Annotated in this window: 19 protein-coding genes and 2 tRNA genes; 6 read left to right on the top strand and 15 right to left on the bottom strand. The window is 64.5% G+C overall.

Annotated elements, in window-relative coordinates; genetic code table 11:
* The coding region (locus tag AC1DGE_RS07620) for an HNH endonuclease (RefSeq protein WP_476917215.1) at window positions 1–929 on the top strand (929 nt) is incomplete at its 5' end.
* Window positions 930–1,027: 98 nt separating this feature from the next.
* A complete protein-coding gene (locus AC1DGE_RS07615; RefSeq protein WP_476917214.1) occupies window positions 1,028–1,402 on the top strand; it encodes a VOC family protein in 375 nt (124 codons plus the stop codon).
* 101 nt (window positions 1,403–1,503) lie between these two features.
* On the opposite strand, the gene leuD is transcribed toward AC1DGE_RS07615, so the two are convergent.
* The gene (gene leuD / locus AC1DGE_RS07610; protein ID WP_476917213.1) at window positions 1,504–2,106 is read right to left on the bottom strand and encodes a 3-isopropylmalate dehydratase small subunit; all 603 of its coding nucleotides are present in this window, start codon (window positions 2,104–2,106) and stop codon (window positions 1,504–1,506) included.
* 46 nt (window positions 2,107–2,152) lie between these two features.
* Window positions 2,153–3,607: a 3-isopropylmalate dehydratase large subunit gene (leuC, locus tag AC1DGE_RS07605; RefSeq protein ID WP_476917212.1), complete on the bottom strand. Its 1,455-nt coding sequence runs from the start codon at window positions 3,605–3,607 to the stop codon at window positions 2,153–2,155.
* Window positions 3,608–3,766: 159 nt separating this feature from the next.
* Here leuC and AC1DGE_RS07600 point away from each other — a divergent pair, with 159 nt between their 5' ends.
* Complete coding sequence (locus tag AC1DGE_RS07600; RefSeq protein WP_175322958.1) at window positions 3,767–4,486, top strand: IclR family transcriptional regulator; 720 nt, start codon at window positions 3,767–3,769, stop codon at window positions 4,484–4,486.
* A gap of 48 nt (window positions 4,487–4,534) precedes the next feature.
* Window positions 4,535–5,071 carry a DUF1697 domain-containing protein gene (locus AC1DGE_RS07595; protein ID WP_476917211.1) on the top strand — a complete coding sequence of 179 codons (537 nt, stop codon included), beginning with the start codon at window positions 4,535–4,537 and terminating at the stop codon, window positions 5,069–5,071.
* Between the two features lie 19 nt (window positions 5,072–5,090).
* On the opposite strand, the gene AC1DGE_RS07590 is transcribed toward AC1DGE_RS07595, so the two are convergent.
* The 4 genes from AC1DGE_RS07590 to AC1DGE_RS07575 all read right to left on the bottom strand — a co-directional run bounded on the left by AC1DGE_RS07590 (window position 5,091) and on the right by AC1DGE_RS07575 (window position 13,941).
* Window positions 5,091–7,922, bottom strand: a complete 2,832-nt coding sequence (locus AC1DGE_RS07590) for an FG-GAP-like repeat-containing protein (protein ID WP_476917210.1) — start codon at window positions 7,920–7,922, stop codon at window positions 5,091–5,093.
* 197 nt (window positions 7,923–8,119) lie between these two features.
* A complete protein-coding gene (locus tag AC1DGE_RS07585) occupies window positions 8,120–9,742 on the bottom strand; it encodes a GTPase (protein ID WP_476917209.1) in 1,623 nt (540 codons plus the stop codon).
* Window positions 9,739–11,511 carry a dynamin family protein gene (locus AC1DGE_RS07580; protein ID WP_476917222.1) on the bottom strand — a complete coding sequence of 591 codons (1,773 nt, stop codon included), beginning with the start codon at window positions 11,509–11,511 and terminating at the stop codon, window positions 9,739–9,741. The genes AC1DGE_RS07585 and AC1DGE_RS07580 overlap by 4 nt, the downstream gene beginning before the upstream one ends.
* Window positions 11,512–12,672: 1,161 nt before the next feature.
* On the bottom strand, window positions 12,673–13,941 hold the full coding sequence (locus AC1DGE_RS07575; RefSeq protein ID WP_476917208.1) for a glycosyltransferase: 1,269 nt from the start codon (window positions 13,939–13,941) through the stop codon (window positions 12,673–12,675).
* A gap of 78 nt (window positions 13,942–14,019) precedes the next feature.
* Between AC1DGE_RS07575 and AC1DGE_RS07570 the strand changes: the two genes are divergently transcribed.
* On the top strand, window positions 14,020–14,760 hold the full coding sequence (locus AC1DGE_RS07570) for an acyltransferase (RefSeq protein WP_476917207.1): 741 nt from the start codon (window positions 14,020–14,022) through the stop codon (window positions 14,758–14,760).
* A 546-nt stretch (window positions 14,761–15,306) separates the two neighbouring features.
* On the opposite strand, the gene AC1DGE_RS07565 is transcribed toward AC1DGE_RS07570, so the two are convergent.
* The 5 genes from AC1DGE_RS07565 to AC1DGE_RS07545 form a co-directional block, all read right to left on the bottom strand.
* Window positions 15,307–16,536: a right-handed parallel beta-helix repeat-containing protein gene (locus AC1DGE_RS07565; RefSeq protein WP_476917206.1), complete on the bottom strand. Its 1,230-nt coding sequence runs from the start codon at window positions 16,534–16,536 to the stop codon at window positions 15,307–15,309.
* 483 nt (window positions 16,537–17,019) lie between these two features.
* A complete protein-coding gene (locus AC1DGE_RS07560; RefSeq protein ID WP_476917205.1) occupies window positions 17,020–18,189 on the bottom strand; it encodes a glycosyltransferase in 1,170 nt (389 codons plus the stop codon).
* Complete coding sequence (locus tag AC1DGE_RS07555) at window positions 18,179–19,918, bottom strand: glycosyltransferase (RefSeq protein ID WP_476917204.1); 1,740 nt, start codon at window positions 19,916–19,918, stop codon at window positions 18,179–18,181. Before AC1DGE_RS07555 ends, AC1DGE_RS07560 begins: the two co-directional genes overlap by 11 nt.
* 487 nt (window positions 19,919–20,405) lie before the next feature.
* Window positions 20,406–20,481 (bottom strand) — tRNA-Glu (locus AC1DGE_RS07550).
* Between the two features lie 129 nt (window positions 20,482–20,610).
* Window positions 20,611–20,682, bottom strand: a tRNA-Gln gene (locus tag AC1DGE_RS07545).
* A gap of 356 nt (window positions 20,683–21,038) precedes the next feature.
* Here AC1DGE_RS07545 and AC1DGE_RS07540 point away from each other — a divergent pair.
* The gene (locus tag AC1DGE_RS07540; protein ID WP_476917203.1) at window positions 21,039–22,529 is read left to right on the top strand and encodes a hypothetical protein; all 1,491 of its coding nucleotides are present in this window, start codon (window positions 21,039–21,041) and stop codon (window positions 22,527–22,529) included.
* Window positions 22,530–22,608: 79 nt separating this feature from the next.
* On the opposite strand, the gene AC1DGE_RS07535 is transcribed toward AC1DGE_RS07540, so the two are convergent.
* The 4 genes from AC1DGE_RS07535 to AC1DGE_RS07520 form a co-directional block, all read right to left on the bottom strand.
* The gene (locus AC1DGE_RS07535; protein ID WP_476917202.1) at window positions 22,609–23,346 is read right to left on the bottom strand and encodes an HAD family hydrolase; all 738 of its coding nucleotides are present in this window, start codon (window positions 23,344–23,346) and stop codon (window positions 22,609–22,611) included.
* Window positions 23,346–24,881, bottom strand: coding sequence for a glutamate--tRNA ligase (gene gltX, locus AC1DGE_RS07530; protein WP_476917201.1), 1,536 nt, complete (start codon window positions 24,879–24,881; stop codon window positions 23,346–23,348). The genes AC1DGE_RS07535 and gltX overlap by 1 nt, the downstream gene beginning before the upstream one ends.
* Before the next feature lie 119 nt (window positions 24,882–25,000).
* Window positions 25,001–25,777: a fumarylacetoacetate hydrolase family protein gene (locus AC1DGE_RS07525; protein ID WP_441417441.1), complete on the bottom strand. Its 777-nt coding sequence runs from the start codon at window positions 25,775–25,777 to the stop codon at window positions 25,001–25,003.
* Between the two features lie 46 nt (window positions 25,778–25,823).
* Window positions 25,824–26,618 carry an MBL fold metallo-hydrolase gene (locus tag AC1DGE_RS07520; protein ID WP_441417440.1) on the bottom strand — a complete coding sequence of 265 codons (795 nt, stop codon included), beginning with the start codon at window positions 26,616–26,618 and terminating at the stop codon, window positions 25,824–25,826.
* Between the last annotated feature and the right edge of the window lie 18 nt (window positions 26,619–26,636).

The following is a 26,636-nucleotide window of genomic DNA, read 5'->3' as shown; positions in this document are numbered from 1 at the left end:
ACGTCAGCCTCCGCCCGGCCCCCGACACCATGTGCTACCTGACGGCGTTGTTGTCGGTCGGCCAGGGCGTGGCCGTGCACGCCGCGCTCACCCGGCACGCAGACGCTGCCCGGGCCGCCGGGGATCCCCGTTCCCGGGGCCAGCTGATGGCCGACGCCCTGGTCGAACGCACCACCGGCAAAGCCGGCGGGATCAGCGGCATCGACATCCAGCTCATCATGACCGACCGCACCCTCTTCCAGGCCGACAGCGAACCCGCCCGGCTCCCCGGCTACGGCATCGTCCCCGCCGGGTGGGCCCGGACCCTGCTCAGGGACGCGGGCACCGGCACTGCGGGCGGCTCCGGCACCGCAGGTGCAGCACGCGGGACGGGCGGTAAGCCGACTTCAGGCACCGGCGACCCAGGCCGCCCGGCCGACGAACGCGCCTTCGCCCTCTGGGTCCGCAGGCTCTACACCGCGCCGGCCACCGGCGAACTCGTGGCCATGGATTCCCGCGCCAGGCTCTTCCCGCCCGGGCTGCGCCGGTTCCTCCAGGCCCGGGACGACACCTGCCGGACCCCCTACTGCGACGCACCCATCCGCCACCTGGACCACATCATCCCCTGGCACACCGGCGGCGCAACCACAGCAGCCAACGGCGCCGGACTCTGCGAAGCCTGCAACCACACCAAAGAAACCCCCGGCTGGAACGCACACCCACGCCCCGGACCCCGGCACACCCTCCAACTCACCACACCCACCGGCCACAGCTACCACTCCACCGCCCCGCCGCTGCCGGGAACCGGCGTCCCCTGCCGGCCGCAACCGCGCTCCGGCGAGGTCAGGGACACCAACGACCTTCCAAAGCCTCCGCTCCAGAACAGAATGCTCAGGCACCGGGCCAAGGCCATCATGGTCGTCCGCCTTGCGACGCGACCGGCTGCATAACCATGCCGCCCGGCCACGGCGTTGTCTGGTCATTTGCGTCCGTGGTTGGTCGAAGGCCCCCTTGTCCACGGCAGGGGGTGCTGGGCTATCGTGGGGCCATGCCAAGCCAACTAGCCACCATTGCAATCGACGCCGTCCGGCCAAAGGTGGTGGCCGACTTCTGGTGCGCCGTCCTCGACTGGCATGTTGTCGAAGACGATAGCGACATAATCAGCATCGCGCCCCGGGACAAGTCCCGGCCTTCCATCGATGTGATCGCAGTGCCCGAGAGCAAGACGGTCAAGAACCGGCTGCACTTCGACCTGCGGGCTGACGGTGTATCCACCGCCGAGGAGCTGGAACGCCTGCTCGCCCTCGGGGCTCGGCGCACGGACGTGGGCCAGGGCCCGGACGTGAGCTGGGTGGTACTGGCTGATCCCGAGGGCAACGAGTTCTGCCTGCTGTCCAGAACAGTCCAGGACGTCGAAGACTGAGGAATCGTGAGTGAGCCCTGGGCCGCTTACAGCAACGCAAAAGTGCCGCCGTCGGGTCTCACAACCCGACGGCGGCACTCGTATAACTGCAGCAACCGCCCCTAGGACAGCTTGGCTGGCAGCGTCGTGGGCTTGAACGCCGGCCTCGTGGCCTCGTAGGCCGTGATGTCTTCCTCGTGCTGGAGGGTCAGGCCGATGTCGTCCAGTCCCTCGAGAAGGCGCCAGCGGGTGTAGTCGTCGATTTCGAACGGCGCGACCACGTTGCCGCATTCGACCGTTTTGGAGACCAGGTCAACCCTGACCTCGGTGCCGGGAGCGTTTTCCAGCACTTTCCAGATCAGTTCGATGTCGTCCTGCGCCAGTTCGGCGGCCAGTAATCCCTGCTTGCCCGAGTTGCCGCGGAAGATGTCCGCGAAGCGGGAGGACAGCACGGCCTTGAAGCCGTAGTCCTTCAGCGCCCAGACGGCGTGCTCGCGTGAGGAGCCCGTGCCGAAGTCCGGTCCGGCGACCAGCACGGAGCCGGCGCTGAACGGTTCCTGGTTCAGGATGAACGCCGGGTCCTTGCGCCAGGCCGAGAACAGTGCGTCCTCGAACCCTGTCCGGGTGATGCGCTTGAGGTAGACGGCGGGGATGATCTGGTCGGTGTCGACGTTGCTCTGGCGCAGCGGGACACCGATTCCGGTGTGGGTGGTGAACTTTTCCATGGCGGATCCTTCGTGGCTGTGTGGATCGGTGCAGTCGGGGTGGGCGCTACACCGAGGCGGAACGGCGGCCAGCGGATTCGGACACAGGGTCCAGGTCCGACGGCGAGCTCAGCGTGCCGCGGACCGCCGTCGCCGCTGCCACGACGGGCGAGACGAGGTGGGTGCGTCCGCCCTTGCCCTGGCGTCCTTCGAAGTTGCGGTTGGATGTGGAGGCGCAACGCTCCCCCACCTCCAGCTGGTCCGGGTTCATGCCCAGGCACATTGAGCAGCCGGCAAAGCGCCACTCCGCACCGAAGTCGGTGAAGACCTTGTCCAGTCCCTCGGCCTCTGCCTCGAGCCGGACGCGGGCGGAACCGGGCACCACCAGCATCCGGATGTCCGGGTCCTTGGTTCGGCCGCGGATAATGTCCGCCGCGGCCCGGAGGTCCTCCATCCGGGAGTTGGTGCAGGAGCCCAGGAATACGGTGTCGACCCGGATGTCCTTCATTGGCGTGCCGGCTTCAAGGCCCATGTACTGCAGCGCGCGTTCCGCGGCGGCCTTGGCGTTCTCGTCGCCGAAGTCAGCGGGCGAGGGCACCTTGGCGGACAGGGACACACCCTGGCCCGGGTTGGTCCCCCACGTCACGAACGGTTCCAGCGTGTCGGCGTCGAGGTCCACCTCGGCGTCGAACGTCGCGTCGTCGTCGGTGCGCAGCGTGTTCCAGTATTCGACGGCGGCGTCCCAGTCCGCGCCCTGGGGCGCGTGCGGGCGGCCTTGCATGTAGTCGTAGGTGGTCTGGTCCGGGGCGACCAGTCCGGCGCGGGCGCCGGCCTCGATGGACATGTTGCAGATGGTCATCCGGGCTTCCATGGACAGTGCCCGGATGGCGGAACCTCGGTATTCCAGGACGTAGCCCTGCCCGCCGCCGGTGCCGATCTTGGCGATGACGGCCAGGATGATGTCCTTGGCGCTCACGCCGGGGCGCAGCGTGCCCTCAACGTTGATCGCCATGGTCTTGAAGGGCTTGAGCGAGAGCGTCTGGGTGGCCATGACGTGCTCCACCTCGGAGGTGCCGATGCCCATGGCGAGCGCCCCGAAAGCCCCATGCGTGGACGTGTGCGAGTCGCCGCAGACCACGGTCATGCCGGGCTGGGTGAGGCCCAGCTGCGGGCCGACCACGTGCACGATCCCCTGCTCGGCGTCACCCAGGGAGTGCAGGCGGACGCCGAACTCCTTGCAGTTGTTCCGCAGGGTCTCGATTTGGGTCCGGCTGGTGAGGTCCGCGATTGGCTTGTCGATGGCCAGCGTGGGAGTGTTGTGGTCCTCGGTGGCGATGGTGAGGTCCGGCCGGCGCAGCTTGCGGCCGGCGAGGCGCAGGCCCTCGAAAGCCTGCGGGGACGTCACCTCATGCACGAGGTGGAGGTCAATGAAGAGGAGATCCGGCTGGGCGTTGGCGCCTTCGCCGTCCCCCTTGCGCACCACGTGTGCGTCCCAGACTTTCTCGGCCAATGTCTTTGCCACGGCCTGCTCCCTTCACTGCTGTTTTGCCGCGTGACTGTCTCTGTCGCTTCGCGACGGTCCCGTTCCGGCTGGTTGTTGATCTCCACTGAATCAGCACTGCCGTCAAATATGCCAGCGCAATGATTTGCATCTCAGATATTGAGACGGCAATATCATTACATGGACAATTCTAGTGGCGTCGGCGTCATCGATAAAGCGGCCCATGTACTCGACGCGCTCGAGGCAGGCCCCACCACCCTGGCGCAGCTCGTTGCGGCCACCGGGCTCGCGCGGCCTACGGTGCACCGCCTCGCGCTGGCGCTCGTCCACCACCGCCTGGTGAGCCGCGACATCCAGGGCCGCTTCGTGCTCGGCAGCCGGCTGGTCGAACTCGCCTCCGCAGCAGGCGAAGACCGGCTGATCGCTTCCGCCGGTCCGGTGCTGATGCAGCTGCGCGACGCCACCGGCGAGAGCGCCCAGATCTTCCGCCGCCAGGGCGACTGGCGCGTCTGCGTCGCCTCCGCCGAGCGGCCCATCGGCCTCAGGGACACTATCCCGGTCGGAACCCAGCTCTCCATGAAGGCAGGCTCCGCCGCCCAGGTACTGCTCGCCTGGGAAGACCACGACCGCCTGCTCGAAGGCCTCCAGGCCGCCCGCTTCACCCCCACCGTCCTGGCCGGAGTACGACGCCGGGGCTGGGCACAGAGCCTCGGCGAACGCGAGCCGGGGGTCGCCTCCGTTTCGGCGCCGGTCCGGGGCCCGTCCGGACGCGTGATCGCCGCCGTCTCTATTTCCGGCCCGATCGAACGCCTGACCCGCCAGCCCGGCCGCCTGCACGCCGAGGTGGTCTGCAACGCCGCCCGGGTCCTGACCGAGGCGCTGCGCAAGACCAACGACTAACGCCCCCCTGCGCGGGGGAACGCTGGACATCGCAGTTAGGCTGTGGCCATGAACAGCTATGCGGTCTTCCTCCGCGGCGTCAACGTGGGCGGAATCAATATCAAGATGGCCGAGCTCAAAGAGGCCCTCAAGTCACGTCCTTTTTCGGCCGTGAAAACGCTTTTGGCCAGCGGCAACGTGGTGCTGGCGAGTGAGCTTCCGGCGGCCGGCGTGAAAGCCGAGTTCGAGGCCTGCCTCCGGGAGACTTTCGGCTACGACGCCTGGGTGGTGGTGCTGGAAGCCTCCCGGGTTGCCGAACTCGTCGACGCCTGCCCCTACCCGGCGGACGACACCGCGACGCACAGCTATGTCACCCTCTCCTCGGATACCGGGATACTTTCCGAGCTGTTCGACGCCGGCAGCACCCTCGACGGGGTGGAGCTGACGCGGCTGGGGCCTGAGGCCGTGGCCTGGCTGGCTCCCGCCGGCGGCACCCTCGACAGCCCCTTCAGCAAGCTCTCCGCCAAGGCCAAGTACAAGGCCAGCACCACGACGCGTAACCTGCGGACCCTGGTCAAGGTGCGCGACGCCGCCTCGGAGTTGTAACGGGGACAGGCCACAAAGACTAGCTGCTGGCGAACTTGTAACTCTGCATCAAGAATGGGTAGTTGACCGGCACACCAACGGAACTAGTCATCACGTCCGAGTATCGGACGGTGCCTGTTGCGTCGATACCCACGATCCCGTTTTTTGCTGATCTGTGCTCAACGACTGTCGAGAATGCAGTCATGGCTTCATACCCCCCTGCAGTGAGCCGCACCGGTGCGGTCGAAACCGTCCCATTTCCCGTCCTCGCGTAGAGATAGAGGGATCCAGCGTTGTTAACGAGCAACGCGGACGAGGTGGACCCTGATGGGACGACCAACACCATCTGCTTGTTTGCCCAGCCAGAGCCGATTGGAATCGGTTCGCTCAGCGCGCCCGATGGCAGCACATTCCATGCCGAAAGTTGTCCGCCGTATCTCTCCGCTGAAAGGACCGCGAGTCCACTGCCCCAGATGCCGACAGCGAGTTTCCGGTTGTTCCAGCCACTCGCCCCAATCGTCACTGGCGCAGAAAAACCACCTTTTGACAATCCCCGGTGCAGTTGCAGTGTCCCGTCACCATGGCTGGTGAGCACATCTAAGAGACCGTCTCCGTTCCAATCCACCACGTGGCAGGACTTCACGTAGGTCGCGAAGCCCGAGTCAGCCCGAATCGGCGTGGCAAATTTGCCATCGCCAAGAGACCGTGCCACGTAGAGCCAACCGTTTGTCCCGACAGTCACTAGGTCGGCCTTTGATCGGATGGTCGGCTTCTGAACTGTGTCAACGTCAACGATGTTTGTGCCGTTCTCGGCGAAGTACAGCCGGCCCCTGCTGGTAACGACCATGTCGGTATAGTTGCCGCGGAGTATCTCTTTTCGTGTCCGAGACTCTGTATCCAACAACGTAACGGTGCCCCCAGCGAGGTGCAGGATGGAGTTGGCCTTCGGAAGGTAGGAGATGCTACTCGTCCTGTATCCCGGAGCGGCACTTCGGTTAAGTAATCGGTAGGTGAATACCGGACTTCCACTGTTCGGGTTAATCCTAATGACGCCGTTGTTCGTGCTCACGTATAGACGTCCGCGAATCATCCTGGGACTATTAATTTCCACTTCGCCGAGCAACTCGCGCTTCCAGAGAAGCCGGCCGGTACTAACATTCCACGCGAACACATGCGCGGACTTGGTGTCGTCCACCGAGCCATATCCGCCTTTTATGCCAGTGGTGCCGTAAACGACGTCACCGTCTCCTACTAGGCCCAGGACGGATTGGCCGGGTACGGGACCGCTGATTACCTTTATGTCTGCGTCGTTCGCGGGGTTGAGAATAACCAGCGCTCCAGTGTTGTGCCCGTACTCCGCGACGGTGCCGGCAACGACCCTGCCCCCGGCGGCTGCCCAGGCAAACGCTCTGGACTGAAGATACTTATCTCGAAGTTCGATAAGCCTCGTTACACTCTTCGTCGCTGGATTGAATCTAAACAGGCGACCGCCAGCATACGAACCCACATAAATGGTGCTTGCGTCGTACTGGAACATTCCTTCTATCTGGGCGATCCCGGTGTCAGTCGCGGACCGCCAGGTATCCCGGGAGACCAGATCAACCGATCCGATGCCGTCCCCCATGTAGGCGCCCAGGTACATGGTGTAGCCGGCAGTCTCACCCATGAGGGCCTGGACTTTAAAGGGCGATGCAGCCAGTACAATTTTAGTGGATTGCACCACAACTTTTCTCGCAGTAGAGACACTCACGAATTCGTAGTTCTGCCCCTCCCCGCAGAGCATGTTGACACGGGTTTCGCCGCTGCCACTCTCCACGCTCAGGGCGCACGGCGTACCAGGAACCAGACACACGAATTCCGCGGCCAGTGTGCCCGGGGCGATGCGCATCAGTTTGTGGCTTCCCAACGTGTTCCAGACTGCATAGATGTCGCCGGTGCCGCCCAGAGCTGAAGAGACTCGGCCGGCCGGAGCCCAGTCCCAAGGCGGCGTTTTCCACTCGCCGGTCCCAAGGTCCAAGACCTTGAAAGCCGTCTTTCCGTCGGCGCCGTCGAAGTAGACAAAAAGAAAACCCGAGTGCGCCTCGATGCTGTTAACAAACCCTTTGGCCGCTGCGCCGGGAAGGGAAATTTCACGCAATTTTGAAGGCGTATCAGTGTGCCAGGTCACAATTCTTGGGCCTTCAACGCCGGACCCAGCGTAGACGTTGTCGCTGCTGTCGATGGTCAGACTTCGGACGTACTGCGCACCGGCATGAATCTGGGGGGAATGGATCGTGACGCCCGTGGACGGGTCGTAGCGGGTCGCGTTCCCGGTCGGGTAATTGCCGTTCCAAATTCTCCCCCTGGAGTCAACCGCGCGGCTGAAGGAGACGTCCGTCGCCCCAGGAGCAGCCTTATAAGCATCTGTGACTGTCCCGGCGGAGTCGATTCTCTTTACAGTGGCGCCGTAAGCGAGGACTGACTTGGTGAGTGGCTCATAGACGACATTTCTCGCACCACCTCCCCCGGCCGTAAACGGCGTGGCCGACAATTCCTTCTTCCCGGTCGACACGTCGAAGACTTGCACCTGGTCAGTCAGTCCCTGGCAGCCTGCTGCCATTTTCAACGCGCCTCCGGACGTCCGGTAAAAGGTCGCGCTGGGATCAGGGATGCTTTTGAAGACGTTGCTGTAGCGGCGAAGCACAGCTGAAGGCTCGGTTCCGACCAGAGTCAGCGGGACCTCGGTGCTGCTGAGGGCGTCCAGTGAATTTGTCGGCAGACCGGCAGCTGTGGCGCTCTGAGTGCCGTTGGCGGACAACGCTGCTCCCGCCCCGACCGCGACGGCCCACGACAGGACGCTTCTCCGGGGAACGATTCTGGGTTGGTCTGTCACTGATGGAACCTACATTTCGCTGAAGGCGCGCCGCACTGGCATCTCGCCTGGGGAGCTGACAAGCCAGGATTGGATCGGCCATCTACCTTGGCCGATCGCTGATAAGCACCCGGTCATGACATCAAAACCTATCATCGGCTACCGCAGCGCAACCGCTGGAAATCTGCTGCTTTATGCAAGCATTTCAACGGTTTTTCCTAGTGCGGAGCTGCCGCGGATTTCAAGGCGGCGTTGAAGGACTTGAGCCTGCTGATCTCCAGTTCCACCGGATCCACCACCAGTTCCTCCGCGACGGCGGCGACCGCGGTCTGGAGCCGCTTCCTGGCGTCCGCCGCACGGGCGCGCGCCGCGGCGCCGGCAACGAATCTTGCCGCGAGGGCCAGCACGATGCCCAGCAGCACTCCCCCGGCCACCATGATGGTGGGGACGGGCCAGCCCTCGATTCGCGGAATCTCCGGCACCGGCAGCTGGAAGTAGCCCAGCGCGGCCAGCACCCCCAGCCAGCCCAGGCCGCCGAGCGCGACGAGAAGCCCCAGCCACTGGACCACATTAAAGGCGGTCCACCACCAGGAGCTGCGCCCGGCTTTGAGATCGGTGCCGGCAATCGCCTGATCCAGTGCGTCCGGGAGCTGCTCCCTGCCCTCGCGGGCGGCACCGCGGATGACGGCGCGCCAGGGCCCCGGGGCGCCGTCGGACGCGGCGTCGGCAAATTCCCGCACAGCAGCGTCGGTGCGGGCCCGCTCCGGCGCGCCGGCCGGAGGCAGCGAGGTCCGGTTGAGCTCCGGCCGCGCCTGGGTCCGGCGTAGGTTCAGCCGCCGCAGCGGGTCGGGCCGGAACCGGACCAGCCACCGCGTCACCGGCCAGCCGGTGCGGCGCGTGGCCTCCTGCCGATAGGAGCGCGCCACGGCGTCCACCACCAGCGGCACGTTCGCGGCGACGGCCAACTCCCCGGCCAGCCGCTCCCGGGTGGTTCCCTTGACGCCCGCAGCCTCGCCGGCACCCGAAGCCTCGGCAAGCCGCGCGGAGGCCCGGTCGACATCCGCGGCGAGCCGTTGCGAGAGCGCCAGCCGCTGCATGACCACCTGGCGGATGGCGGCCCGGACCTTGTCCACCCCGGTGCCGACAACCGCCGAGGCGCCCAGCACCTGTACTTTGCCCAGGCCGTCCCGCGCCAGGATGCCTTTCAGGGATTCCAGCACCGGCCGGACCTCATGTTCGGGCAGGCGGTCCACCTGGTTGAGCACCACGAGTGTGACGGCTGCGTGCGAGGCCAGTGGGGTTAGGAAGTCATTGTGCACCGCGGCGTCGGCGTACTTTTGCGGATCCAGCACCCACACCAGGACATCCACGAGGCCCACCATGCGCTGCACGATCTCCCGGTTTTCCGCGCGGGTCGAGTCGAAGTCCGGCAGGTCCAGCAGAATCAGCCCGGTGGTCTCGTCGGCGAATCCGGGGACCGCCGCGGCGTGGTGCCGGGTACGGACGTCCAGCCAGTCGAGCAGTCCGTCGCTGCCCTCGGCGCCCCAGATGCCGGCCAGCGGCTCGGAGGTGGTGGGTCGCCGTGCCGCTGCGGTCGCAATTTCCGCGCCGCTGACGGCATTGAAGAGCGATGATTTGCCGCTGCCGGTCGCGCCGAAGAAGCCCACCACGGTGTGCTCCGCCGAGAGCGAGCGCCGGGAACTCGCCCGCTCCAGGACCCCGAGCACCTCGTCCAGGGTCTCCTCGGGCAGGGCGCCGGCGGCGAGTTCCCGGGCCTCGTTGAGGGCTTCCAGCCGGCGGTGCAGCTGCGAGGCCTGCTTGGCTGCGGTGTGCCGGTTCATGCCGAGGCCGCCAGTCGGCCGAGCGCAGCGGCCTGCTCCGCGAGGACCGCCGGTGGCACTCCGTCAGGCACCTCCAGCCGCGCCAGGAAACGCTGCTGTTCTGCCTGCAACAGCCGCCGGCAGCGTACCTGCAGGTCTTCGCGCGCAGTCTTGGCCAGCCGGCGCACGGCATCCTCGCCAAAGACGGCTTCGAGCACGCGCTGGCCCACGACGGCGGTGCCGCCGGCCACACCGATCTCCAGCCCGGTCAGGCCCGCGGTCATTGAGAAGACCACGATCATCAGTGCCGCGCCGAGGCCGTTGATGCCGAAGGAGAGCCAGCGGGCCTGGCTGCGTTTGCCTTGGCCTTCGGTCCGGATCAGCTCCATCAGGCTGCCCTGCCACACCCGGATCTCGGCGGCCACGGCGTCGGCGAAGCCCTCGCTGGTGCCGGAGAGGTCATCGGTGCCTAGAAGTTGGCGGCCGGCCGGGTCGGAACGCCAGCGCTGGTCGGCGTCTTCGGCGGCATTGGCGGCCTCGTCAAGGATGACAGCCTGCAGGCCTGTTTCGATCGCAGTTTCCACCCGCACGGCCGGGGTGGGTTCGCCCCGGAAGAAGGCGCCCATCCGGTCCCGCAGCCGGCCGATGTTCTGCTCCATGACGCGGAAGAACTCGCCCGTCCCCACGAAGTCCTGCCAGCGGGCCAGAACTTCACCGCGCAGCAGGGCGCCGTCCCGGGTTGCGTCGAGGATCCGGCCGACGGCGTCCTCGTAGGCGCTGCTGGCGTCCTTGGCAAGCAACCCGGCAGCGCGGTGCTGGGCCGCAGCAGCGTCCGCAACGGCGTCGACCCGGCCGCCCAGCGCCTTGACCGCGCCGTTGAGCGTCCGGCGGGCAATCGCCGCGCGGCCGGGCGCGTCGGCGGCAAGTTCCTGGAGCCAGCCGCGCAGCGGCGCCACGGCATCAACGGGCAGCATCCCCATGGCGTCCAGCGCCACTTCAGGCACGACGAAGAGCCGCGCGGCGCCCAGGCCCTCGCGGCTGAGCATGGCCTGGAGGTCCGCACTGACCTCCTCCTCTGCCGCCGCCGGCACGCGGTCAAGCACCACGGCCACCATGATGTCGCGCGAGGCGGCGTCCAGCAGCAGGCGCCAAGGCACGGCGTCGGCGTAGCGGTTGGCGGTGGTGACGAACACCCACAGGTCGGCGGCCGCGAGGAGCTGGCCGGCGAGCCGGCGGTTGTCATCCGAGATGGAGTCGACGTCGGGGGCATCCAGCAGGGCGATGCCCTGCGGTACGGCCGGGTCCGCGGCGAGCACCAGGGAGGTGATGGCGGCGGCGTCCGGGGTGGGGCCTGCCTGGTGCGCGGGCAAGGGCGCGGCGACCACCGTTCCGCGGATTCGACTCAGGCTCGGCAGCACCCGCTGGTCCTCGAACCATGCAGCGTCGCCGGGGTAGTGCAACAAAATAGGCTGGCGGGTGGTCGGGCGGATCGCCCCTGCCCGGGTTACCGGGTGGCCCACCAGGCCGTTGACCAGCGTGGACTTGCCGGCGCCGGTTGAACCGCCGACGACGGCGAGCAACGGCGCATCCAGGCTGCGGTAGCGGGGCAAGATGTAGTCATCCAGCTGGGCCAGGACCTGGCGGATGTCGAGCCGCGCGGTATCGGCCCCGGGCAGCGCCAGAGGCAGCGACACCGCGGACAGTTCCCGCCGGACCGCCTCGAGGAGCTCGACGGCGGCGCCCTGGCGTGCGGCGGGGGTCTGCTGTCCGGCAGGGCTCTGTGCTTCAATGCCGGGTTTTTCGTTAGAGCTCACAGCCTCATCATGCCATTCGGGCCGACCTGCACTGGGTTTCCGGGTCCGCAGCGGCCGGCGGACCTCCGCCGGCTCTTCGGGACGACACCAAAACTGCACCTGGCTGAGCCCGAAACCGTCGCATTTGTGAGCCGAATGGTGTGTGACCTCGGGAAACAGCGACACATGTCGCGGGTAATTCACAACAGCTGGGACGCGACCCGTGTCTCGGACATTTGCGACGGTCTTGGGCGAGTCAGCGCAAGACCCAACGCTTCCACCAGACTTTCAAAGACGGCTCATGCATCAGCCCGAGGCCCGCACAATCACCGACGTGAACGAGGACCTAGCCATGTTCCGAAACATCTAAAACCACGAACTTGCCGCTCTGCGCCCTCACGCGCCGCACCCCATCCGAGGCCTACGAAGCAACCCCAAGACCGCGACAGCCTTCGCCGCCCACGAATAGGATTGGCGGATCCGCACTAGCCGTGGCGACGCCGCCAGCAAAGTCACAGTGCACCACGCCGGACGCCTCCGACACCTCGGCATCGGCAGGGACCACAATCACAAACGCATCATCCTGCTCGTGCGATGGCCGACGTCTCGGCCGTCGCTCATGGCCCCCGCGAAGTCCTCGCAGAGGTCGCCATCAATCGTGCCGCCGCTACCGGCCGTAAACAAAGCACTTCCGGTCCCAAGACCTGGGTGCAATCGATGTCACGGGATATCAGTCGTCGATGACGCGAATATGGTCAAATCCCCCGGGACGTCGAAAGCCCAAGCTCCTTTGACAGCAACGGGAACGCGCCGATTCCGGAGAAGCCCACCGGAGGCAAAACGGCTGCTCGGGTTGTAACACCGGGCCCGGGCCACAGGCGCTTCGGCTTGCGCACGACAGGAACTGGCTCGTTCCCACTTCGGGTCCGGACTCGTAAAAGACCTAAGTCCCTGACCTACCCGAGGTTCCGGCAAGCAGACCGTCTTCCTGACAACCGACCTACCGCGGCTATCGTCCCAGCGCGGTAACCGGGCCTACGGTGTGAATTCCGCGGACTTCCTCGTGGCAGCCAGGGTCTTGCGCGTCAGCAAACGCAGCCAGGGTAGAGGTCGAAAAGACGCCCTTCCGTGGTTATCCGGAGGGACCCTACAAGCTCCCTAACTACTAACCAGCGCGGCGCTGTTCAGAGAAATCACCGTGTCTGACTTCTTCCACCGCCGGAGCCATATCTCCTTGCAGACCACTCCTTCAGGCAAGCCAACCCGATAGGACACTTGGTTCGGGCCGGCCGCTGTATGAATGTATCGGAAGAATCCAATCGCTCGATTCCCCGAAAGCGCAACGCCTTGGGCTGCAAGTAGGTCCTTGATCTGGGCAGGGTCTAGAGTCGTTCCGTCCGCACGCTCAAGGTCCAGGCTGAAGAGGGCATTGCCCGGAACCGCGTCCGGGGAGCAATCTATGTCGATGCCGAGCTCGAACTGCCCGGACAAATTGGGGACAGGCAGCCGGACTCCACGATCGTCCAACTCGGTCGGCTCGCTGACTAGGACGTTCCGCTTCATCCCTGGTCTTGGTTCTAGAGATACTTTGCCTTGGAGCACGGGAAACTCTTCATGGAGGATTCCGAAGTCCCGCAGGAGAGGAAACCGCCTCATGTCGGCCAGGACCTGCTCCATCACCTCCGCCACGGAGTGGCTACCATAAGCGAGTGCGGTGTCCTGACTGGCATGCCGCGTCCAAAAGAAACCCACCGCTCGTGAATCGAGGATCACCGGGTTAGTTCTGTCTGATGTGTTGTGTGGCGCGTTCTTGGGACCGATCAGTCGACCCTCGTCATCAAAGCGGCATACGTTCATTAGCCCGGCCGAAAACATCGGCCAATAGCTCTTCCGCGCGTTCCAGAAGCTACCGTCTATGAAGAGCGCCGTCATCCCCTCCCCCAGAGAGATTTGCATCCCAACATTATCAAGACGCACGTACGCAGACATCTGGTCGAAGTAGCTCACTGGCAGTAGATCATCATCATCGAGTCGATAGATCCCGAACGCTTGCTGAGGGTCACCCTGCGTGTGACGCAAGACCTGCTCCGCAACATGGCTGGGCTCGGTCGGCGGCTTATCCGACGACCGACAATCCAACACCAGAAATGGGTACTCGTCTGCGGCCCGCTCCAGCGCTCGCTGATACTTGCGAGGAAGACTTTCGGAGTACATCACGAGGTGCCGAACCTCGTGCCCTTTGGAGGCCAAGGCAATCTGGGGGAGAGACTGGTTGACAAAAATGTCCGTCCGCAGATCAAGGCGCTCCGGATCGTAGAGGTGACTCTTGTATTGCTCTCGGTCTGTGAAAGTCGAACCGTTCGACGCCTTCCAAGAGGGCGAATCCGGGTTGAAGAGACTGAAACGGGTGTGGCCGACAAAAAGCAATGCATACCCCTACTAGAGTTGGACAGCCAACCGGTACAGGCCGGCAGACACACATATCGCCATTGATACTATCGGCTGGTGCCTATTATCCAGAACCTGATCCCCCAGACCGACGGCAGGGGCAACCGAATCGTCGGCTCCCCCGTCAACCCTCCTGGCAAATCATCTATCACGTTTAATGCCAGCAACTGCACCGTCATCTTCGAGGAAGATGCCCAGTTCTTCGGCGGCATGACGTTTTCACACGACGGCAGCGTCGTCCGTATCGGTAAGCGGTCGATCATACGCGGCGCAATGGGCGTCGGCGAGGGATCGATAACCTTCGGAGAAGATGTGGCGTGTGCCGGGAACATTGAGGTAGTGGTTTTCGATGGTGCAACGGTCACAGTGGGCGACGACTGCCTGTTCGCGTCCGGAACCCAACTGCGTACATGGGACCAGCACCCTATCTATGATTTGAGGACCCGGAAGCGCATCAATTTCGGGCGCGACATTCGAGTGGGAAACCGCGTGTGGATGGCTAAGGATGCCGTAGCACTACCTGGTTCCAGGATTGGCGACGGCTCCATTGTCGGATTGAGGTCCATGGTTACTGCCAGCACGCCTGTCCCGCCGCATTGCGTTGCCGTCGGCCAGCCCGCCAAGGTGGTAAAGAAGTACGTGGCCTGGGCCAAGGGCCCGGCGGTCCCCGAACTTCCAAACGCAGGGTCTTACCCCGGGCCAGAGTCTATGCCGTATTTCAAGACCGACAAGGCCTGGCCGCTTGATGTGCGGGCGGTCACTACGAATCTTCTGGCTCGGCTTGGTATATGCCGCTAGACCGGACAGACACCCCCGCCATTTTGGTGGGGGCACCTCGTACCGCGGCTAATGCTTGGCGGGCGGGGTCACGACACGCGCTCCCGACACTTAGGTACGAATGACGCTCTACCCAATCTGCACCGAGGACGTCGCCCTCAAAAATCATCCGCACCTCCACAGTCTCGAGGACCGCAGGATGGTGGCGGCAGGATGACGGCGGCAGGATCCGGCTCAACGGGACGCCGTTGCCGTCCTAAAGCGCTGGCCGAGTCAAGTCACATTCGGATCGCTGATACAACTTCTGATCCCGATCACCTGCGGGCCGATGGGGTCAACGAAAAAACGCCACCTACTCAGAGCGGGACACCGACGAGTACCGCCGCACTGTCCGGAAAAGCCAGGTGCCGTCCAAGGTGGAAACTGTGCGCCCGGCTTCCTTCGCACCTAAACTGCAGTCGACGATTCGTCGATACTCACTCACGGACAGCAGGGTTATTCATGAGCAACGCAGTCGTTTAGGAACCCGAGCTGGCCCGATGCTTCGTAGCAGGACGGCACAGCATTCTAGGGGGAGGACGAAACCCCGCGGCCGTGCGTATTTCCGGATACGTGTGCGTTCGTGGATGAACCGATCAGGACTGCTGCGCCCCCGCCGTAGACTGCGTTGTTCACGATGTTCGGGGATCTGGTCCATTTGAGATAGATGCTGGCTGCTTTCTTCGTAGCCTTCTGTCGCACAACGTTGCCTCGTATTTCGATACCGCGAAGGGGTGCTGTGGAAGATCCGTTGACAGCAATTCCACTGCCTACGAGGTTGGGGTTTATTTGGTTACCGATCACCTGGACGTAATCGGACTGGATCACGTCGATTGCCGAGCTAGGGTTGGCGGGCACTTCGGCCAGATCGAAACTAAGCCTGTTGCGCTCAACAACTACGTCTGATGCCTGAACCTTGATGAAGCGCCGAGAGACGTTGCGGATTTGGTTATCCCTGATCGACACTTTGCCCGATTCGAATGGAAGCCTGCCGTCGACGAACAGCACGTGGATTGCATCACCTTCCTCGCCGGCGATGTTCTCTATCCGGTTACTAGAGATGACCGAAACGGCGGTTGCCGCCGACCTTGCGTTGAGTCCGATGCCTCGGGCGAAACCCGGGCCGTTGCCGATCCTGTTGTCGCCGATGCTGACAACATTGCGGACTACGTTGTTGCGGACCGTGACGCCGCCTGTGGTGGTCACGTCTATTGCCCGTGCGGACTGGTTTGCTGATCGGAAGTTCTCGTAACGGCCATCTTCGACAACCGCCCCGGCGCCAGTCACCTTCAGGCCGAAGGCTGCCTTGTTGTTGCCGTCGATATTGGCGCGAATAGTGGTGTTCTTGCCGGTCACCGTAAGCGCCGTGATGTTGGTTCCCACAGCGAGGATCTTCGCGTTAGTGGCCAAGAAGTGCCTATTGTCGCCCGCCAACGTAAGACCCCGACTGATGCGGTACGTGCCGTCTGCGAGACGCACACCGCCGGCATTGAGCCAGGCCTGGAGTGCGGCGGTGTCGTCTGTCACCCCGTCGCCCATTGCTTCAAAGGGCGAATCCTTCGGGTTCAGCGCGAAGGAGTCCCTGTCTGCCGGGGCAATCCCTTCTAGGCCAAGCCCTTTGGCCACCGCCGAGCTAACTGCAGTCCACGTCCCCGTGACCGCCATTCCAAATTGCTGACCGCCGACGAGCAGGCCAAGACAAACGGTGAGGATGCACAACACACCTGTCACTCGCCGTACCACTAACTTGTTTGCCATGGCGGCTCCAATCCGCAAGAGACCGCGCAAATACGTCCCAACTCACCCCACTAGTATGGCCAGATAGTCCCAGGGCTCTCCCTCGTCATCGGTTCCATAGTCCGCGCCCGAGAACGTCTAATTCATGAGGACTCTCTCCGAATCGCGCCAATTGGGTGGTTGCGGGGAGCTACCCCTGGCGATTTCGCGAGTTCGGATTCTAATCACAGTTCGAATCTTCCCACAGCTTTCGCTGAACCGCGACGGGCAAGCAGCGCTACCGGTGTCTGGATTGCAGGGCCGCCCTACCGGGCGACCGCTGCCCGGGATGTGAGCCGGCGTGCAGAGTGATGCGTTTCTGGGCTGGTGGTTGGTGCTGCCTAGCGCTTTCCAAAGAGCAGATCTGCGATTCAGGCCAACTTAGGCGAGCCTGCGACCTGAGATATTACCTGGCCAACCGCATCTGCGACCTCTGCCGGGCCCAGATAGGTAATCGTGCTTAGGCTACTCAAGGCGGGCCAGAAGGTTCCTCGCGAAGTCCTCGCTCACTAGATCTGGATCAAGCCGTTGAATATGTGCGGCAAGAGACTCCTGGACGTGGGTGCTGCCTCTGAGACGTACGGAGGCTATCATCGCTCGCGCAAACGAATCGGCCGAGCCGTCCTCAACGAATTCCGTGGACTTTGTGTCCAAGCCCTCGCGGAATGTGGGTGTATCGGCTGCCACCACGGGCAGGTCAAAGGTTCCGTAGAGGAGGGCGGCCCCGCTATTGAGCGTGCGTTCGTAGTTGACAAGGCCAATGTCCGCAGCACGGAGGAAGTACTGTGCCCTGTCGTTCGGGATCTTGTTGCTTTCGATAAGTACATTCGGGTGAACGAGTGCCCGCTTGATGAAGTCTCTAACGGGAGGGCTGTTATCCGACCCCCCAGCGACTAATAGTCGAAATCTAAAACCCGGAGACGACGATGCCATGATGTCCACAGCATTCATTAGCCGTTCCAGGCCTTTGTAGGCCTTCAGGGCACCAAATAACAGGAACACCACCTCATCAGGGCCCAGACCGAGCATGGCCCGGGCTTCTTCCCGGGTGACGACATCCACGTAGGCGCCCTTATAGCTGGGATGGGGAGCCACGACGATCTTTTCGCGGTCGAGCTTCAAATATCCGTCCATGGCATCTACCGTGCTCTCCGACATCACGTGCACGATGTTGGCCGCATCCGCCACACGCTGCTGGACCTCAAGCTCGACATCTACGTGAATGGCATCATGAGGGTAGACGTTGTGGACTGTCCATATGACATTGGCGCCCTTTTCGCGTAGCCGCTCCAGACGGCCCGCCATCCCTAGGCCGATAGCACGGGCGCGGTCTTCCTCGACCGCACCCAGGGTCATCCAGGAGTTCCAGTGAAGGTGCAGGGTGGTGGTGCGCGCCATCCTGCTGAAATCCAGTAGGCCGCGAAAACTCTCCGGCTTGAGAATTGGTGCCACGGCAATCCCAGCTGTACCGAATCGACGATAGAGCAGTGCTTGGTAGGGATTCATACGAGCAACTGGGGTGTAACCCAGCAAATGTGGCTTTTCTTCGCCGTTTGCCAAGGACGAATATGCGGCCAGCAGCTCTGATGCCGGTGACTGTGGGTTCGCAGTAAAACTCCGGTATTCAATTTTCACGTGACGCGGCTCCTTCATACAGACCTGCGAATTCATTGACGTAGCGTTCCCCGTTGCTATCCCAAGTCCTGTGAGAGCGAACCCAGTCGAGGCCGGCGGTTGCCATACGTTCGCAGTCAGCAGGGTCGTCAAACAAGCCAAGGAGCAAGGTTGACAGCGCGCGGGCATCGCCGGCAGGGAACGTTACTCCTCTCAGCGGGGGTTCGACGATTTCGAGGAGAGCAGGCAGGTCGCTCACTACTACCGGTTTCCGAAGGGCCATGGCTTCAAATGGCTTAAGCGGAGTCACATACGTTGCTGCGCGCTCGGCAATCCGCGGTACCACGAAAATGTCTATCAGGGAGTAGTAGTCGGCTATGGCGTTGTGGTCCACCGGCCCGGTGAAAATTACACGGTCAGACACGCCCAGTTTCGCCGCCAATTCAATAAGCGTCTCCTTCCGGGGGCCTCCCCCTACCAGCACGCACCGAGCTTCGGAGCCGGCGTCCTTGAGGAACCGACAGGCCTGGATGAGCGTCTCCTGGGATTCCCTGTAGTGGTCCATGTTTGATACGTATCCGAAGGTGGGGTGGCTACCGATGCCGTAGCGATCGGACAGTTCAATCGAACGCTCGCGGGGACTAAACCCATCAGCGTCCACCGCGTTTGGTATTATCCCGATTTTGGCAGCTGGGATTCCACGGCTGATCAATTCGTCTTTCATTGCCTCGCCAATCGTCAGCACTCGATCGGCGCGGTGCATACACATCTCTTCGACCCACATACGGCGCGCAAACGTTTCCCCTTGAGACTCCCACTCCAAGTCTCCGGTCCAATTTCCTTCGAAAAACGAACGAACCTCGTAAACCAGCGGCAGGCCGGTCTTCTCCTGCAGGGCCAGGCCGACTAGCGCTGTGTCATAGCCTCTTCGGCCTGAGCTCGCGTGGATAACCGAAGGACGGTATCGGAGGACCTCTTCGTATGCGAGTTGGGCAAACATCTGCAAAAATTCATCAACGGGCATCCCGGCGTAGTCGATCTCGCCCACGTCCAGACGGACGTGCCGTACACCATCAACGTGCTCGGAACTTTGGAATCGCCCGACATCGAGCGTCCGTGGGAATCCGGGTTCGGTGACAACAATCGGCTCGAGGCCAGCCTTCGACTCAGCAACGAAGTTCCGGTGGCTGCGCGATGTAAAACCATTCGAGAGATATGGCCGGCTTTCCTTGACGAGGTGGAGGATGCGGCCCTCAATGGGGTCCGTTACCGGTACCCGTCCACCAGGAATGGCCGGTGTCCATCCGGACAGCTCCCTGAGCCTTCCCTCAAGCCTGCGGATACCTCTCGGATCAACGCTCCGGTCCAACCTTGCAGCTTCATAGGTGAGGAGGAGCGCGTCGCTTATTTCGCCCCGCTTTCCCTGGAGGTCCCGTAGCGCCCGAATGAATGGCGCGTTCTCCTTCAGACGCTTCCGCAAGGCGGTAGCCCAGACGAACGCCGTGTCGTAGTCCTTAGTAGCCATGGGACGGGTCAAGGCGTTCAAGCCGGCGAACGGTGAAGTCAACTGGACGATTTGCGGGGGCGGCGTATGGGTGCCGGGCCTCGAATCTACAAAGTCCGACACTGCTGCGGCGTTTGCCTTGTGGAGTCTTAGAAGTCTGGAAATATCCGCATGAGCCTTGTCGAGCTCCTCCAAGGCGACTTCCAACATCTCCCCGTCGGACATGATCCGAGAGTGAGTGTTCATTTAATTTCTTCCCCCTATGCCTAGCAAACTCGTGCGCGCGAGAAAGCTGTGACGGACTAAAATCTTCACTCGTGTTTCGGGTGGGCCGGCGCGCATACCGGCTTCGACGGGCAACGCGAGCTTAGGAGACATCCAACATCGGGACTCGGCCAGCAGCTGGAACGCCGCGCTCATGACCGGAAGCCAGCAGCGCCAGATTCGGACCGTCGCATGAACGGGCGGTACCCAACCCAGCAACCCTCCCGCAAGAGAATCTCCGCCACATCGCCATCAACAGCGACCTCTTGGCCCAGCCTAGCCTAATTCACTAGCGACCCCCTCCGCGGACCGCCCTGCGTTACCTATTCCGCCAACGGTTGTGCCTTTTCCGCCAGTGGTGGTGCCTTCGCCTTGGCGGCCGACGTTGGGACTTCGATAGACGGTGACTTCCAAGGCGCCGGAGTGGCAACGAAAAACGGCCCCGGGCTGATGCCCGGGACCGTTTCAATGGTGACCCCAGCGGGATTCGAACCCGCGTTACCGCCGTGAGAGGGCAGCGTACTAGGCCGCTATACGATGGGGCCAGGTACTTCCAAACAGCATCTCTGCCATTCAAGCCAAGTCAGTATTTCATAAACTCGGCGCGTGTTCCAAATCGGCCAGGCCGCTTCGGAACCCCTGATTCACCGCGGAAATCCGCGGATTATTCAGAGCTGGGATACCAGGACTCGAACCTAGAATGACGGTACCAGAAACCGTAGTGTTGCCAATTACACCATATCCCAATGGAACTTTCGGGCCGGTTCCGCAGGTCGAAACCCGCGCTCCCGGCGCCTCAGCACGAGTAATTACTTTACCCGAGAGTTTTCCCTTGCACAAATCGGGCCAACCGCCTCGGCTGGCACCCCGCCAGCACCCCCTCCCGACCCTTCCAAGCCTCGCTTTTTGGGATTCCTCCGCAAAAACCCTTGCCAATCCGGCTCCGCCAAGTTTACGCTCGGTAAGTTACCAACGAGTAACAACCCCCTCCCCCACTCAATTGCGGGCAGAATAACGGCCAATTTTGGATGTTAGCTGCATCACAGTTGCGGGGGGCCGGCAGCAGAGCCGTTGCCGGCGAGATCGTCGAGAGGAACAACCCGTGTCACAGAGTCGTGCCGCTACCGTCCCAACCCGCACCCGGGCGCAACAGATCGCCATCGCCATCCTGGCCCTCCTGCTGATCGCGCTACTGGGGTTCTACACCCTGGTAACCGGACGCATCACGGACGGATCCGCAAGGCTCAATGACGGGGCCGGACTGGCCTCTGCCGGGGCACAGCAGTTGAAGGATGGCGCAGGCAAACTTGCCACCGGCGCCGGACAGGCCGACGTTGGCGCCGGCAAACTCTCGGACGGCGCCGCGAAGATCCAGGTCGGGATCGCGGACAAGCTCGCCCCCGGCGCGGAGAAGCTGCAGGCCGGCGCCCAAAGCCTCGCCACCGGGGCCGTCAAGATCCAGACGGACGTCAACAACAAACTGGCACCCGGCGTCTACAAGGTGGACGACGGCGCGCAGAAGCTTGCCGCCGGGGCGGTGCAGCTCTCCGCCGCCCTGACTCCCACCGCTTCCGGCACGGCGCCGAACAACCTCGCCGACGGCGCCACCCAGCTCGACGCCGGGGCGGCCAAACTGGCCGACGGGACAGGCCGCCTCGCTGCCGGCGCCACTCAGTTGAAAGCCGGGACCGACCAGCTGAAGGCCGGTACCAACCAGCTGAAGGGCTACCGCGGAGCGAACAACAATCCTGAAGCCGGCACCGGAACCGCCGCGCTGGCCCAGGCGCTTGAGCTGCTGCAGGCGGCCGCCAACGACCCGGTCCAGGGGCTCGTGCCGCTGGCAGTGGTCAAGGACAAGATTGCGAAGATCCTCGCCGGCGCCCAGCGACTGGATGCCGGCGCGTCCCAGCTCCAAGGCGGCGCGGGCCAGCTCCAGTCCGGCGCCGGCCAGCTGGAGGCCGGGAGCGCCCAGTTGAACACCGGAGCGGGCCAGCTCCACGCCGGAACCGGGAAGCTGACGGCCGGATTCGCCACCCTGGCCGGCAAACTCAACAGCCGCGATCCCAACAGCCCCGGCGTCGTCCTGGGCACCGAACTGCTGGCCGCCGGCACAGCCAAGATCCGGGTCGGCATGGACGGCGTTCCGGGCGATCCCGAACACCCCGGCCTGCTCAAGGCCACCGCCAGGATGACTGATGGAACCTCCCGGCTGGCGGACGGCACGCAGGCGCTGCACACCGGAATTGCCGGGGACCCCGCGGATCCGGCCAACCCCGGCCTGCTGAAGGGCTCCACGGCCCTCGCCAGCGGAGCATCGCAGCTCTCCGAGGGCAGCACCAAGCTGGCCTCGGGCTCCACCCAGCTGTCCACCGGCGCCGGCAAGCTCGCCGACGGGAACGCCCGGCTGGCGGCAGGCACCGGAACGCTGTACTCCAGCGCAGCTGCGGTGTCGCCGTCGAACATGATCAAGGCTGACGTGGCAGTGGCCCTGGGTCTCGTGGCGCTCCTCGGACTGGGCGCCGTGGGCGCCTACCTGGCGCTGCGGAACCGGCGACTGGCACAAGAACGGCGTCTCGCGCAGGAAGCGGCTTAGCCCGTCACGCAGACGGCCCCGCCGGAGGATTGGATCCTCCGGCGGGGCCGTTTTGTTGTGGCGACAGGCGCCGGCAAGCTCACGCCAGCAGCTCCAGCAGCGAACCGATCTCGCGCCCGGAGAAGCCTGCGGCGGGCTCCCCGCCGCGGTTCAGCCACACGCCCAGCAGGCCCGCCGCCGTCGAGCCTTCCGCGTCGAGAAGCCGGTTGTCGCCGACATACAGCGTTTCGCCGGCGCCGGTTCCGAGCCGGCGCACCCCTTCGAGGTAGATCGCGGGATCCGGCTTGGGCACGCCGACCGTGTCCGTGCCCACGAGGACGCCGATGCGCCCCAGCCCGGCGGCGTCAAGCTTCACCCGCTGGTAGTCGTGCACATTGTTGCTCACCGCCCCGTACGGAACGCCGGCGGCGTCGAGCGCGCCCAGCAGCGGCGCCACGTCGTCAAAGGCACGGATGTAGCTGTGCTGGCGGCTGGCGTAGGAGCTCACCCAGTGGTGGGCCTGCTCGCCCTCCTCGAGTTCGACGCCGAAGTGCCCCAGCGCGGCCCGGCCGCGCAGCAGCCGTTGTTCGTTGAAGCTCAGTTCGCCGGCCAGGTAGCGGTCGTAGAAATGGGTCGTCTCCCGCGTGAAGATGCGCCCGAACCGCTCCCAGCCGGCCTCATCGAGACCGGGAAGGAGGTGTTCGCTGACATCCCGCAGGGCGGTCGTCATCGCGAACTCGAGGTCCACGAGGGTGTCGTCGATGTCGAACAGCACCCCGCGGATGCCGTCCAGACCGGCGGCGAGGATCCCGCTCCCGGACCCGGACCCGCCGTTCATCAGCCGCGGAACGCGCGCAGGCGGGCCAGGGACGAATCCTTGCCCAGGATGACCATGGACTCGAACAGCGGCGGCGAGATCCGGCGCCCGGAGATGGCCGTGCGGACCGGGCCGAACGCCAGGCGCGGTTTCACGCCCAGGCCTTCCACCAGGGCCTCCTTGAGGGCGGCCTGGATGTTGTCCGCGGTCCAGTCGGCCACGGGTTCCAGCGCCGCGAGGGCCGCGTCGAGCACCTCGGTCAGGTTCTCCGGGAGGCCCTTGCGGGCGTCGTCGGCGACGTCGATCGCGTCGTCGGCCTTGAACAGGAAGGCCAGCATCTCAGGCGCTTCGCCGAGCAGCGAGATGCGCTCCTGGATCAGCGGCGCTGCTTCCGCGAGGATCTCCTCCTCACGGGCGCTCAGCTGCTCCCCGACCAGGCTGGCGGACTGCAGGTAGGGAACCAGGCGGCCGCGGAAGTCCTCCGGGTCCAGCATGCGGATGTGCGTGCCGTTAATCGCTTCGGCCTTCTTGATGTCGAAGCGGGCCGGGTTGGCCAGCACGTCATTGACGTCGAAGTTTTCGATCAGCTGTTCAACGGTGAAGATGTCCTCGTCCGCGGAGAGGCTCCAGCCCAGCAGGGACAGGTAGTTCAGCAGGCCTTCGGGAATGAAGCCGCGGTCCCGGAGCAGGAAGAGGTTGGACTGTGGGTCGCGCTTGGAGAGCTTCTTGTTGCCCTCCCCCATGACGTACGGCAGGTGCCCGAAGACCGGCAGGTAGCTGGCGACGCCGATCTCCATGAGCGCGCGGATCAGGACGACCTGGCGGGGCGTGGAGGAGAGCAGGTCCTCGCCGCGCAACACGTGCGTGATGCCCATCAGGGCGTCGTCGACCGGGTTGACCAGGGTGTAGAGCGGCGAACCGTCGGCACGGACGATCACGTAGTCGGGGATGCTGCCGGCCTTGAAGGTGATCTCGCCACGGACCATGTCGGTGAAGGTGACGTCCTCGTCGGGCATCCGCACGCGCAGCACGGGCTTGCGGCCCTCGGCCTTGAACGCAGCGAGCTGTTCCTCGGATAGGTTCCGGTCGAAGTTGTCGTAGCCCAGCTTGGGGTCGCGGCCGGCGGCGCGGTGGCGGGCTTCGACTTCCTCCGGGGACGAGTAGCACTCGTAGGCGTAGCCGGCCTCCAGGAGCTTGGCCACGACGTCCTTGTAGAGGTCCAGGCGCTGGGACTGGCGGTACGGCTCGTGCGGGCCGCCCACTTCCACGCCCTCTTCCCAGCTGATGCCGAGCCACTTGAGCGCCTCGAGCAGCTGCTGGTAGCTCTCCTCCGAGTCGCGTGCCGCGTCCGTGTCCTCGATGCGGAACACGAAGGTGCCCTTGGTGTGCTTCGCGTGGGCCCAGTTGAAGAGGGCCGTGCGGATCAAGCCGACGTGCGGGGTGCCGGTCGGCGACGGGCAGAACCGGACGCGGACCGGGGTTTCGGCGGTGACTTCACGGGTCATTTCCGTGGTGGCGGTGCTGGAGGCGGCGTCGGGCGCAGAAGGAGTAGTCATAGTGGTACCAACTTTACCGCGTGCCCGCCGTCGGATTCCGCTGCGGAAACGGACAGCCGCACCGTGGGTCCACGGTGCGGCTGTCCGAAATCGGCGCGGTTTTGTTCCGCGCTGGGCGGTTAGCGGCGGACCACCGGGTTGGAGAGGCGGCCGATGCCCTCGATCTCGACCTCGAACCGGTCTCCTGCCTTGACCAGGCCGACGCCGGCCGGGGTGCCGGTCATGATGACGTCGCCGGGGAGCAGGGTGAAGGCCTGCGAGACGATGGAAACGAGTTCGCGGACGCCGCGGATCATCTGGCTGGTGCTGCCGTCCTGGCGGAGCTCGCCGTTAAGCCGGCCCTGGATCTGCAGGTCCTCGGTGTCCAGTTCGGTCTCGATCCACGGGCCCAGCGGCGCCGAGGTGTCGAAGCCTTTCGCCCGTGCCCACTGCAGGTCGGTCTTCTGGACGTCCCGGGCGGTGAGGTCGTTGCCGCAGGTGTAGCCGAAGACGACGTCGTCGACGCGCTCCTCCGGGACGTCCTTGCAGATCCGGCCGATCACGACACACAGCTCGGCTTCGAAGGAGACCTCCTCGGAGAACTCCGGCAGGATGATCGGATCGTTGGGGCCGATCACCGAGGTGTTGGGCTTGAGGAAGAGCAGCGGCTGCGCCGGCACCTCGTTGCCGAGCTCGCGGGCGTGTTCCACAAAGTTGCGCCCGACGCCGATGACCTTGCTGCGCGGGATGATCGGGGCGAGGAGGCGGACGTCCTCCAGCTTGTGCTTGACGGCGGTCCGCTCCACACCGTGGAAGAAGGGGTCACCATTGATGACAGTGACTTCCTCACTGCCGGGCTGGCCCTCAACAATGCCGTACATGGGATCAGAATCGACTACAAACCGGGCGATACGCATGGTTCCTAGCGTACCGTCTCAGGCGGCAAGCCCCGGGCTGCGCGATTCAGGAGGGGCCACGTGAGCGCAGGTAATCGAGTTGGGCGGCGACGGACAGTTCCGCCGCGGGCCGGACAGCCGGGTCGACGGCGGCGTAGACGGCGTCGGCCACTTCTTCGACGCCCGCCTCCGCTCCGAGCCCGGCGAGGGCGGCGCGGATCTGGGCCAAGCGGTCCTGCCGGTGGTCCCGGTAGGCGCGGACGATGCTGTCCAGCGCCGGAAGCATGGGGCCGTGGGCGGGCAGGACGGTGGCCGGACCCAGGCTTTCCAGCCGGTCCAGGGACTCGAGGTAGTCCCCCAGCTTGCCGTCGGGGTAATCCAGGACGGTGGTGCCGACGCCTAAGATCGTGTCCCCGGTGAGGACGGCGCCGTGGGCTCCGTCCTGGGGCAGGTGGAAGCAAACCGAGTCGGAGGTGTGGCCAGGTGTCGCCAGCACACGGATTTCCACCCCGGCGGCATGCAGCACCTCGCCCTCCCGAAGCGGCTCTCCCCCGTGGCAGTGTGCGGGGTCTGCGGCGCGGACGGGGGCTCCGGTGAGTTCGGCGAAGCGTGCCGCGGCCGCGGTGTGGTCGGCGTGGCGGTGCGTAATGAGGATCAGTTCGACGGCGCCGTACTGGGTCAGTTCGCGCAGGTGGTCTTCGTCGAGGGGTCCCGGATCCACCACCACGACGCCGGCCGAGCCGGGGGCGGCCACGACGTAGGAGTTGGTGCCGTGCAGGCTCATCGGACCCGGGTTCGGGGCAAGGCGGAACCGCGTCAGCTCGGTGCTGCGGACCAGGGCGCGGGCATCATCGGGAATCACTCTTCCATCTTCCCACCG

This window comes from Arthrobacter sp. 05N425, assembly GCF_056397125.1.
The sequence above is the reverse complement of the archived record's forward strand: the minus strand, read 5'-3'. Positions and strand labels throughout refer to the sequence as shown.

Excerpts from the sequence above, each read along its gene's own strand:
- AC1DGE_RS07600 (WP_175322958.1), top strand. The coding sequence starts at position 3,767 with ATGGACAATTCTAGTGGCGTCGGCGTCATCGATAAAGCGGCCCATGTA.
- gltX (WP_476917201.1), bottom strand. The coding sequence starts at position 24,881 with ATGACTACTCCTTCTGCGCCCGACGCCGCCTCCAGCACCGCCACCACG.
- AC1DGE_RS07595 (WP_476917211.1), top strand. The coding sequence starts at position 4,535 with ATGAACAGCTATGCGGTCTTCCTCCGCGGCGTCAACGTGGGCGGAATC.
- AC1DGE_RS07535 (WP_476917202.1), bottom strand. The coding sequence starts at position 23,346 with ATGAACGGCGGGTCCGGGTCCGGGAGCGGGATCCTCGCCGCCGGTCTG.
- AC1DGE_RS07555 (WP_476917204.1), bottom strand. The coding sequence starts at position 19,918 with ATGAACACTCACTCTCGGATCATGTCCGACGGGGAGATGTTGGAAGTC.
- AC1DGE_RS07585 (WP_476917209.1), bottom strand. The coding sequence starts at position 9,742 with ATGAACCGGCACACCGCAGCCAAGCAGGCCTCGCAGCTGCACCGCCGG.
- leuD (WP_476917213.1), bottom strand. The coding sequence starts at position 2,106 with ATGGAAAAGTTCACCACCCACACCGGAATCGGTGTCCCGCTGCGCCAG.
- AC1DGE_RS07565 (WP_476917206.1), bottom strand. The coding sequence starts at position 16,536 with ATGGCAAACAAGTTAGTGGTACGGCGAGTGACAGGTGTGTTGTGCATC.
- AC1DGE_RS07615 (WP_476917214.1), top strand. The coding sequence starts at position 1,028 with ATGCCAAGCCAACTAGCCACCATTGCAATCGACGCCGTCCGGCCAAAG.
- AC1DGE_RS07525 (WP_441417441.1), bottom strand. The coding sequence starts at position 25,777 with ATGCGTATCGCCCGGTTTGTAGTCGATTCTGATCCCATGTACGGCATT.